This window comes from Acinetobacter sp. CY81 (assembly GCF_059515925.1).
The window spans coordinates 46,741-55,114 of record NZ_JCAKNC010000017.1 but is presented as its reverse complement, the minus strand read 5'-3'; the positions used below and the strand labels follow the sequence as shown (position 1 = coordinate 55,114).

Here is an 8,374-nt window from a genome sequence, read left to right as displayed (position 1 = left end):
CCTACTTGAAATGAGCCTTAAACAATTTATTTCAACTCAAATATATTCTGTTAATGATTAACTACGTCCTCATCGGATCGCAGGTAACTGTGATAAATCACAGAAATTAATAAACTTAAACTCAATCGTCTAATTTACTAAGTTCTATAATTTCTCAGCTTATACACTCCGAAGAATGTATGGTGGAGACTAGGAGAGTCGAACTCCTGACCTCCTGCGTGCAAAGCAGGCGCTCTACCAACTAAGCTAAGTCCCCAGCTTATCATTTATAGATTCGATGTATCTTAAGTCATGGTGGGTCTGACAAGACTTGAACTTGTGACCCCACGCTTATCAAGCGTGTGCTCTAACCAACTGAGCTACAGACCCTCAGATACATCTTCATGAAGAACAACTTGTTGTGGATTCTTACCGATCGTCAATCTTTCGTTAAGGAGGTGATCCAGCCGCAGGTTCCCCTACGGCTACCTTGTTACGACTTCACCCCAGTCATCGGCCACACCGTGGTAAGCGTCCTCCTTGCGGTTAGACTACCTACTTCTGGTGCAACAAACTCCCATGGTGTGACGGGCGGTGTGTACAAGGCCCGGGAACGTATTCACCGCGGCATTCTGATCCGCGATTACTAGCGATTCCGACTTCATGGAGTCGAGTTGCAGACTCCAATCCGGACTACGATCGGCTTTTTGAGATTAGCATCCTATCGCTAGGTAGCAACCCTTTGTACCGACCATTGTAGCACGTGTGTAGCCCTGGTCGTAAGGGCCATGATGACTTGACGTCGTCCCCGCCTTCCTCCAGTTTGTCACTGGCAGTATCCTTAAAGTTCCCGGCTTAACCCGCTGGCAAATAAGGAAAAGGGTTGCGCTCGTTGCGGGACTTAACCCAACATCTCACGACACGAGCTGACGACAGCCATGCAGCACCTGTATCAGAGTTCCCGAAGGCACCAATCCATCTCTGGAAAGTTCTCTGTATGTCAAGACCAGGTAAGGTTCTTCGCGTTGCATCGAATTAAACCACATGCTCCACCGCTTGTGCGGGCCCCCGTCAATTCATTTGAGTTTTAGTCTTGCGACCGTACTCCCCAGGCGGTCTACTTATCGCGTTAGCTGCGCCACTAAAGTCTCAAAGACCCCAACGGCTAGTAGACATCGTTTACGGCATGGACTACCAGGGTATCTAATCCTGTTTGCTCCCCATGCTTTCGTACCTCAGTGTCAGTATTAGGCCAGATGGCTGCCTTCGCCATCGGTATTCCTCCAGATCTCTACGCATTTCACCGCTACACCTGGAATTCTACCATCCTCTCCCATACTCTAGTCTCCCAGTATCGAATGCAATTCCTAAGTTAAGCTCAGGGATTTCACATCCGACTTAAAAGACCACCTACGCACGCTTTACGCCCAGTAAATCCGATTAACGCTCGCACCCTCTGTATTACCGCGGCTGCTGGCACAGAGTTAGCCGGTGCTTATTCTGCGAGTAACGTCCACTATCCAAGAGTATTAATCTCGGTAGCCTCCTCCTCGCTTAAAGTGCTTTACAACCAAAAGGCCTTCTTCACACACGCGGCATGGCTGGATCAGGGTTCCCCCCATTGTCCAATATTCCCCACTGCTGCCTCCCGTAGGAGTCTGGGCCGTGTCTCAGTCCCAGTGTGGCGGATCATCCTCTCAGACCCGCTACAGATCGTCGCCTTGGTAGGCCTTTACCCCACCAACTAGCTAATCCGACTTAGGCTCATCTATTAGCGCAAGGCCCGAAGGTCCCCTGCTTTCTCCCGTAGGACGTATGCGGTATTAGCATTCCTTTCGAAATGTTGTCCCCCACTAATAGGCAGATTCCTAAGCATTACTCACCCGTCCGCCGCTAAGTAAAGTAGCAAGCTACTCTTCCCCGCTCGACTTGCATGTGTTAAGCCTGCCGCCAGCGTTCAATCTGAGCCATGATCAAACTCTTCAGTTTAATATTGCTTAGTGCCTTAAAGGGCACCAATCTTGGCTCATCAATTTTCTGACAAATATTTCTCAAATAAACTTCGAGTAATTTCTACCATCAATCAATGAAAATAATTTCGATCAATCAATCAGTAAAAATCCACACAAGTTGTTCTTCATAATCTCTTAATGATCTTTCTAATACCTCGTCAGTATTAGAAGCTGGACTTCGATCACCTCAACAACTCAGCAATCTGCTTCGTTCGTTTCCGTGTATCTCGTCGGTATGGGGTGCATTCTAGAGGATTTAGAAATCATTGCAACCCCTATTTTCATTTAAAATTAACGTATGTATGTTTTTTCAACCAAATTGGATAAAAACTGGATTTTTCATTCATTTTTTAGTCGATTTTCTTATTTTATTTTCACTTATTGAGTTTTTTAGCTATTCCTTTTTCACTAAAAATCTTTTGGTAAGTTTAAGTTTTCAGTTAATTCGACTCGTACCAACTTATATTTTGACTTTCTTTTAGGTTTCATCGAATTGATCTTCTTAGATCTGATTTATTTTCCATCAGCATTTTTTTATTTACTTCATTGATAGGTATTAAATCTAAAGCCTGGCTAAATTATTGCCTAAATTATATTTTGCTATACATTATTTAAACAACAACCTTGTATTAGTCCCTTATATGCGAATCCTGATTCTTATAATTTCACTTATAGCTTTAGCTTTTTTTGCATCTCAACGGATTTTCAACCCTCAACTCAATCACAATTCGGTTTCAGATCGCTTACAGCATCCTTTTGATACTCGTCTACGCTATCGAATTGGAAATATCGACCCTCGTTTCAACATCAGTCACGATCAATTAAAAGAAATTACACAACAAGCAGCAGATATTTGGTTTTTAGGAACATCTACACAACTCTTTACTTATGACCCAAATACTCAACTCACCATTAACCTAATTTATGATCACCGCCAAGCTGATTCTGAAGCACGCCGCTCCGAACTTTCTCGACTAGAAGACACTCAACGGTCAAATGAAAATGAATTTCAAAAGTTAGGACAAATTGAATCTGATTTAAACTTTCAACAACGCCTGATTGAACAAACAAAGGTAGATTATCAATATCGTTTAGACCGCTATAACAATGAAGTCCAAAAATTCAATCAATCCACGCATCAAAACAATGTTATGCGTAACTATCTACAAGAACAAAAACAGAGGCTTGATGTTGAAGCACAACAATTACAACAACAGATTGATACCTTTAATGCAAATGTTCAGCAAACCAATCAACACGTCGATACAATCAATCAACTCAATCAGCAATTCAATCAATCCGTCGCACAATTCAATCAACGCTTCCAAGCGCGTCAATTTGATAAAGGTCAATTCAATGGTCGTGAGATCAATATTTATGAATTCCAAAACATGAATGACCTTAGACTTACCTTAGCGCATGAGCTCGGACATGGATTAGGCATATTACATACCGATGATCCTGAATCACTGATGTACCCGATTTTAGAAAAGCAAAATTTTGAGCAGTTCACCTTAAAAGCTGCTGACATAGCCCTATTAAACAGTCGCAATTAATCCATTAAGTTTGCATACTTATATTCCATATATTTCATAAGTATTTATATTCTTAACAGTCCGTTTAGCATGATTCATGCTATTGTATATGCTCATGAATTAGAGGAGAAAGCCGTGAGTTATTATCATATTATCTTGGAAGTAAATGATCATATCAGCACGATTGAACAGACTCGTGATATCGAAATTTTTGATATCGTTGAGCTTCAACCTTATCTCAACTCTATTTTATTACCATTCTATAATGAACAACTCATTGAACTCGATGATGAAAACATCAAGTTTGAAGATGTTTTACATCTAGAAATTAAACAAACACTACTCCCTGTTCAGCATCTGATTGAAGAAGAACAAAAACAGCTTCCAAGTGATACAGACATCACGATCACTGCTTATGAAATTTTTAATGACCGCGAACTCAGCCAAGATGTAACACACGTTATTTTTGATTTACTTGAAGCTGTGAAAATCGATCGCTCAGCACCTTAAATCAGCTATCGTTCTTACTATATAAACAGCTTGGACTAAGGTTCAACGCCATATATAGAAAATAAAGTAAAAAAGGTCTGCAATTATGCGGACCTTTTTATATACGAGAAATGAAAAATTAATTCATCATCAATTTGGCATTTTCATCTCTAAATGCACGTAAAATTTGTTGTCCCGCACGACCTGTCGGATTTAAGCCCAAACGATTCTGTTCCTGAATAATCGCTTTACGAGTTTTATCACCAATCAAACCATCCGCATCGCCAATGTCATAACCACGCTTAATCAAGAAATGTTGAATTTCACGACGTTCAGCGCGTGAGGTGCCTGCATCGGCTGTCGGCCAAGTTTTACTAAAAACAGGCTTACCCTGCAAACGATCCGACAAATGCGCAATAGCCAAGGCATAACTTTCCGCCGCATTATAACTATATATAGCATCGAAATTTCTAAACACTAAGAACATCGGGCCAGACGACCCTGCTGGTGACATTAAACCCGCTTGTGATGAACCCGATAAACCACCTTGAATAATTGGAGAACCATCAGCTCGTACTAAACCTCGATCCACCCATGAGCTTAATGATTTTTTGTTGCGACGACTTTCACCTGAAATAGACATATCAGCAGGAATAGTGACTTCAAATCCCCATGGTTGCCCTGTTTGCCAACCACGTTTTTTCAAGAAATTTGCTGTAGAAGCCAAGGCATCCGAGGTACTTGACACCAAATCTCGACGACCATCCCCATCAAAATCAACCGCTAACTCTTCATATGTCGTTGGCATAAATTGAGTATGCCCAAATGCACCCGCCCATGAACCTTTTAATTGCTCCTCTCTCAAATCCCCACGTTGCAAAATACGCATGGTCGCAAAAAATTCACCACGAAAATAACTCTGACGACGCCCTTCACAACTCAGAGTGCCTAAAGCTTGAAGCAAAGGATATTTACCTGAGATATCACCGAAATTACTCTCAACACCCCAAACAGCCACGATCGTTTCTACAGGTACACCATAAACAGCCGATGCACGGCTTAAAACATCATAGTGTTGTGCTAATTTTTGTTTACCTGCAGCAACACGCTCATCATCCACCAAGCCTGACAAATAATCCCAAATCGGTGTAGAAAATTCAGGTTGATAGTTTAATTTTTCAATGACCGAATAATCTGGGGTTAAATTTTGCGTATAACGATCATATGTTGTTGAAGATACACCAGCAGCAAGTGCACTGTTTTTAAGATTTGCAATACAACTTTGAAAGCCCGTTTGAGATGCGTAATTGGAATTATTCGAATTTGTATTATTTCCAGATATAGACGTTTGCACTGAAGAAGAAATCAACGCAGGTTGACCATTAATGAATAATTCAGCTTGAGCCTGAGTCATTGCTAAAAAAATAGAACCGAATACCACAGATAAACGACGCATAACCTTCCAATTTTTTTGAATTTAAATTATCAGTTCAACATAGCATTCTGAGGGAAAATTTAAAGAATCAAAACGTAAATTTAAATTCATTTTCTTTATTTTAAATTCATATTTTACATTTTAAATTCAAAAATACCGCAAATCTCAAAACTTTAAATTCAAAACACCTTATCCACAACCACACTTTAAATTCAAAACCCTAAAACTAGTTTAAATTTAAAAATAGTTTTTAAATTTAAAGATTATAGAAAAGTTATCAACAACTTATAAAAATCAAAAATAGGTTGCTAAGTACATTATTTATTGTTAAAAAACAAAGAGTATTGGAATTTTCACTTTCGACCTACACTTTAAATTTAAAGCTCGCCAATTTTAAATTCAAAACCCAATATTATAAATTTAAACTTTTTTGAATTCATTTTTTAGTTTTTGAATTTAAATTCATTATTATGAATTTATTTACACTATTTAAATTCAAAACAATTTCAATGTGCAAAAAAGTTATCAACATGTCTTGCGTAGAAAAAATCTATTTTTTATATTTATAAATCATTGGTCAATAAAAATACAATAGCGTTTTTTGTTGATCCGATAAGTGGGCATTTTTCAAAGAGGCGCAATCATGCCCGAATACTTCGCAATAAAAAAGCGACCACAGGTGTGATCGCTTTTTTTTGATACAAGCTTTGAGTTAGATGGTCATATCTTGTGTCAAAGCTAATGGGTTTGGAAGAATCTTGGCCAATTGACGACATAAGCCAGTTAATTCAATCGCATCATTTGGCATCAATGTGATGTGACCAATTTTACGACCTTCACGCTCAGTCTTGTTGTATAGATGCAAATGTGCACCTTCCAAAGCCAACACATCTTCAGACTTTGGATGCTGACCGATGATATTCACCATCACAGTTGGTCGTACCACAGCTGTTGAGCCTAAAGGTAAACCCGCGACAGCGCGAATGTGGTTCTCAAACTGCGAGCATACAGCGCCTTCAATCGACCAATGACCTGAGTTATGCACACGAGGTGCCATTTCATTGGCATACAAGCCTTTGTCTGTTACGAACAACTCTAAAGTCAAAACACCCACATAGTTCAAATGATTCAGTAGGCGAGTGATGTAGTCTTGTGCAACAGGTTGTAGGTCTGTGCTATTTGGCGCAGGAACAATTGAATGCGACAAAATGCCGTTGTGATGATGATTCTCAGCCAAAGGCCAAGTTTTGACATCACCATTTTGACCACGTACTGCAATGATCGACACTTCACGAGAGAATGTCACAAAACTTTCTGCAATCAAGCTACCTGCTGGACCAAGTTCAGCCCATGCTTGCTCAATTTGCTCTTCAGAACGAAGGACAAATTGACCTTTACCGTCATAACCGCCTGTAGCTGTTTTTAGAACAATGGGCAAACCTAAATCAGTCACCGCTTGCTTTAAACTTTCAAGTGAATCTACTGCGTTATACGGCGCAACTGGAATATCCAATTCATCAAACAAAGCTTTTTCAGACAAACGATGTTGCGCGATGGCTAGAGCTTGACGAGGCGGATGAATATCTTTGTTTTTGGTTAAAACATCAACATCTGCCAATGGCGTATTTTCAAATTCGAGGCTAAATACGTCTGCACTTTGAATAAAATCAGCCAAGCCATTTTCAGCTTTGTTTGAAAATACTTGACCTAATGCACTTGATGGGCAGTCTGTACTCGCTTCGAAGAAAGTACACTGAATATTTAGGGGAAGGGCAGCTTGTGCCATCATGCGACCTAACTGACCGCCACCAAAAATACCAATGGTTTTATCCATGAGGAATGTCCCGTATTAAGCTTGGCTTTAAATTTGACCTGGAATATTTTTGCTCGCAACTTTATCCGTTTGTGCATCACGGAAATCTGCCACATTTTTAGCAATGTCTGGACGAGTTAAACCTAAAATCTGTGCTGCCATAATCGCAGCATTGGTCGCACCAGCAGGACCAATTGCAAGTGTACCTACAGCAATACCCGCAGGCATTTGCACGATTGAAAGCAATGAATCAACGCCATTTAAAATCGAAGATTTCACAGGTACACCTAAAACTGGTAAATCAGTTTTCGCTGCGCACATACCCGGAAGATGCGCTGCACCGCCTGCACCCGCAATAATCACTTGGATACCACGACCACGTGCTTGTTCAGCATATTCGAATAAACGATCTGGCGTACGGTGCGCAGACACGACTTCAGCTTCAAAGGGTACGCCAAGTTGTTTCAACATATTGGCAGTGTGTTCGAGTGTTGCCCAGTCTGACTGAGAACCCATGATAATTCCAACGAGAGGTGTGTCTTGTGAAGCGGCCGCATTCATTGCAATGTTTCCAGAGATAATTAAGAGAGATAAATCTCGACTAGAGCCAAGCTTTAATAAGAGCCCTGTATTATAGACTGAAAATTCAACTTCATAAAATTTCAGTGCTTAAAACAAGGCTCGATTTTTATTATTTTTTTATAGGATTCAGAAAAAATGGCTTAAAAATTAAAATATCAAAAAATAATCACTGTTATGGGGTACGAAATACAAAATAAACACAGCCACATAAGCATAAAGCAGCCCAAATATAATCAAGCTTAAAGGGTTGTTTAAACATAAAAATCATAAAGGGAACAAAGACGAGTAGGGTGACAACTTCTTGCGTGATTTTCATTTGCCCGACAGCCCATCCATTTTGAGCCAACATACGAGTCGCAGGGATCATTAAGCCATATTCAAAAAGTGCAATCACCCAACTAAATAAAATGGCTTGCCAGAGTGGGGCATCATGCGGCAAAAATTTCAAATGACCGTACCACGCTAAGGTCATAAAACAGTTTGCTAAAATCAGAAGAAGAAGAGGCAAATAGACCATTGATGTCTCAGA

6 protein-coding genes, 2 tRNA genes and 1 rRNA gene are annotated in these 8,374 nt (G+C 40.1%); 2 read left to right on the top strand and 7 right to left on the bottom strand.

The annotated features are described in order from the left end of the window. Positions 1–180 precede the first annotated feature (180 nt). From AC5YDM_RS14515 to AC5YDM_RS14505, 3 genes are all read right to left on the bottom strand, one after another. Positions 181–256, bottom strand: a tRNA-Ala gene (locus AC5YDM_RS14515). A 36-nt stretch (positions 257–292) separates the two neighbouring features. Beyond that, positions 293–369: transfer RNA gene (locus AC5YDM_RS14510), tRNA-Ile, on the bottom strand. Between the two features lie 61 nt (positions 370–430). Beyond that, positions 431–1,968 (bottom strand): 16S ribosomal RNA (locus tag AC5YDM_RS14505). 664 nt (positions 1,969–2,632) lie between these two features. Here AC5YDM_RS14505 and AC5YDM_RS14500 point away from each other — a divergent pair. After that, a complete protein-coding gene (locus AC5YDM_RS14500; RefSeq protein ID WP_496152783.1) occupies positions 2,633–3,547 on the top strand; it encodes a matrixin family metalloprotease in 915 nt (304 codons plus the stop codon). 69 nt (positions 3,548–3,616) lie between these two features. Beyond that, a complete protein-coding gene (locus AC5YDM_RS14495; RefSeq protein WP_496152782.1) occupies positions 3,617–4,036 on the top strand; it encodes a hypothetical protein in 420 nt (139 codons plus the stop codon). A gap of 118 nt (positions 4,037–4,154) precedes the next feature. Here the strand turns inward: AC5YDM_RS14495 and AC5YDM_RS14490 are convergent, their stop codons facing one another. From AC5YDM_RS14490 to AC5YDM_RS14475, 4 genes are all read right to left on the bottom strand, one after another. Next, positions 4,155–5,471 (bottom strand): lytic murein transglycosylase, encoded by a 1,317-nt coding sequence (locus tag AC5YDM_RS14490; protein WP_496152781.1) that lies wholly within the window; start codon positions 5,469–5,471, stop codon positions 4,155–4,157. 691 nt (positions 5,472–6,162) lie between these two features. After that, the gene (locus AC5YDM_RS14485; protein ID WP_496152780.1) at positions 6,163–7,284 is read right to left on the bottom strand and encodes a 5-(carboxyamino)imidazole ribonucleotide synthase; all 1,122 of its coding nucleotides are present in this window, start codon (positions 7,282–7,284) and stop codon (positions 6,163–6,165) included. 27 nt (positions 7,285–7,311) lie between these two features. After that, on the bottom strand, positions 7,312–7,824 hold the full coding sequence (purE, locus tag AC5YDM_RS14480) for a 5-(carboxyamino)imidazole ribonucleotide mutase (RefSeq protein WP_496126620.1): 513 nt from the start codon (positions 7,822–7,824) through the stop codon (positions 7,312–7,314). A 193-nt stretch (positions 7,825–8,017) separates the two neighbouring features. Further along, a complete protein-coding gene (locus AC5YDM_RS14475; protein WP_496152779.1) occupies positions 8,018–8,362 on the bottom strand; it encodes a DMT family protein in 345 nt (114 codons plus the stop codon). Positions 8,363–8,374 lie beyond the last annotated feature (12 nt).

Coding starts and splice junctions, on each gene's coding strand:
- AC5YDM_RS14495 (WP_496152782.1), top strand. CDS start 3,617: ATGATTCATGCTATTGTATATGCTCATGAATTAGAGGAGAAAGCCGTG.
- AC5YDM_RS14500 (WP_496152783.1), top strand. CDS start 2,633: ATGCGAATCCTGATTCTTATAATTTCACTTATAGCTTTAGCTTTTTTT.
- AC5YDM_RS14490 (WP_496152781.1), bottom strand. CDS start 5,471: ATGCGTCGTTTATCTGTGGTATTCGGTTCTATTTTTTTAGCAATGACT.
- AC5YDM_RS14475 (WP_496152779.1), bottom strand. CDS start 8,362: ATGGTCTATTTGCCTCTTCTTCTTCTGATTTTAGCAAACTGTTTTATG.
- AC5YDM_RS14485 (WP_496152780.1), bottom strand. CDS start 7,284: ATGGATAAAACCATTGGTATTTTTGGTGGCGGTCAGTTAGGTCGCATG.
- purE (WP_496126620.1), bottom strand. CDS start 7,824: ATGAATGCGGCCGCTTCACAAGACACACCTCTCGTTGGAATTATCATG.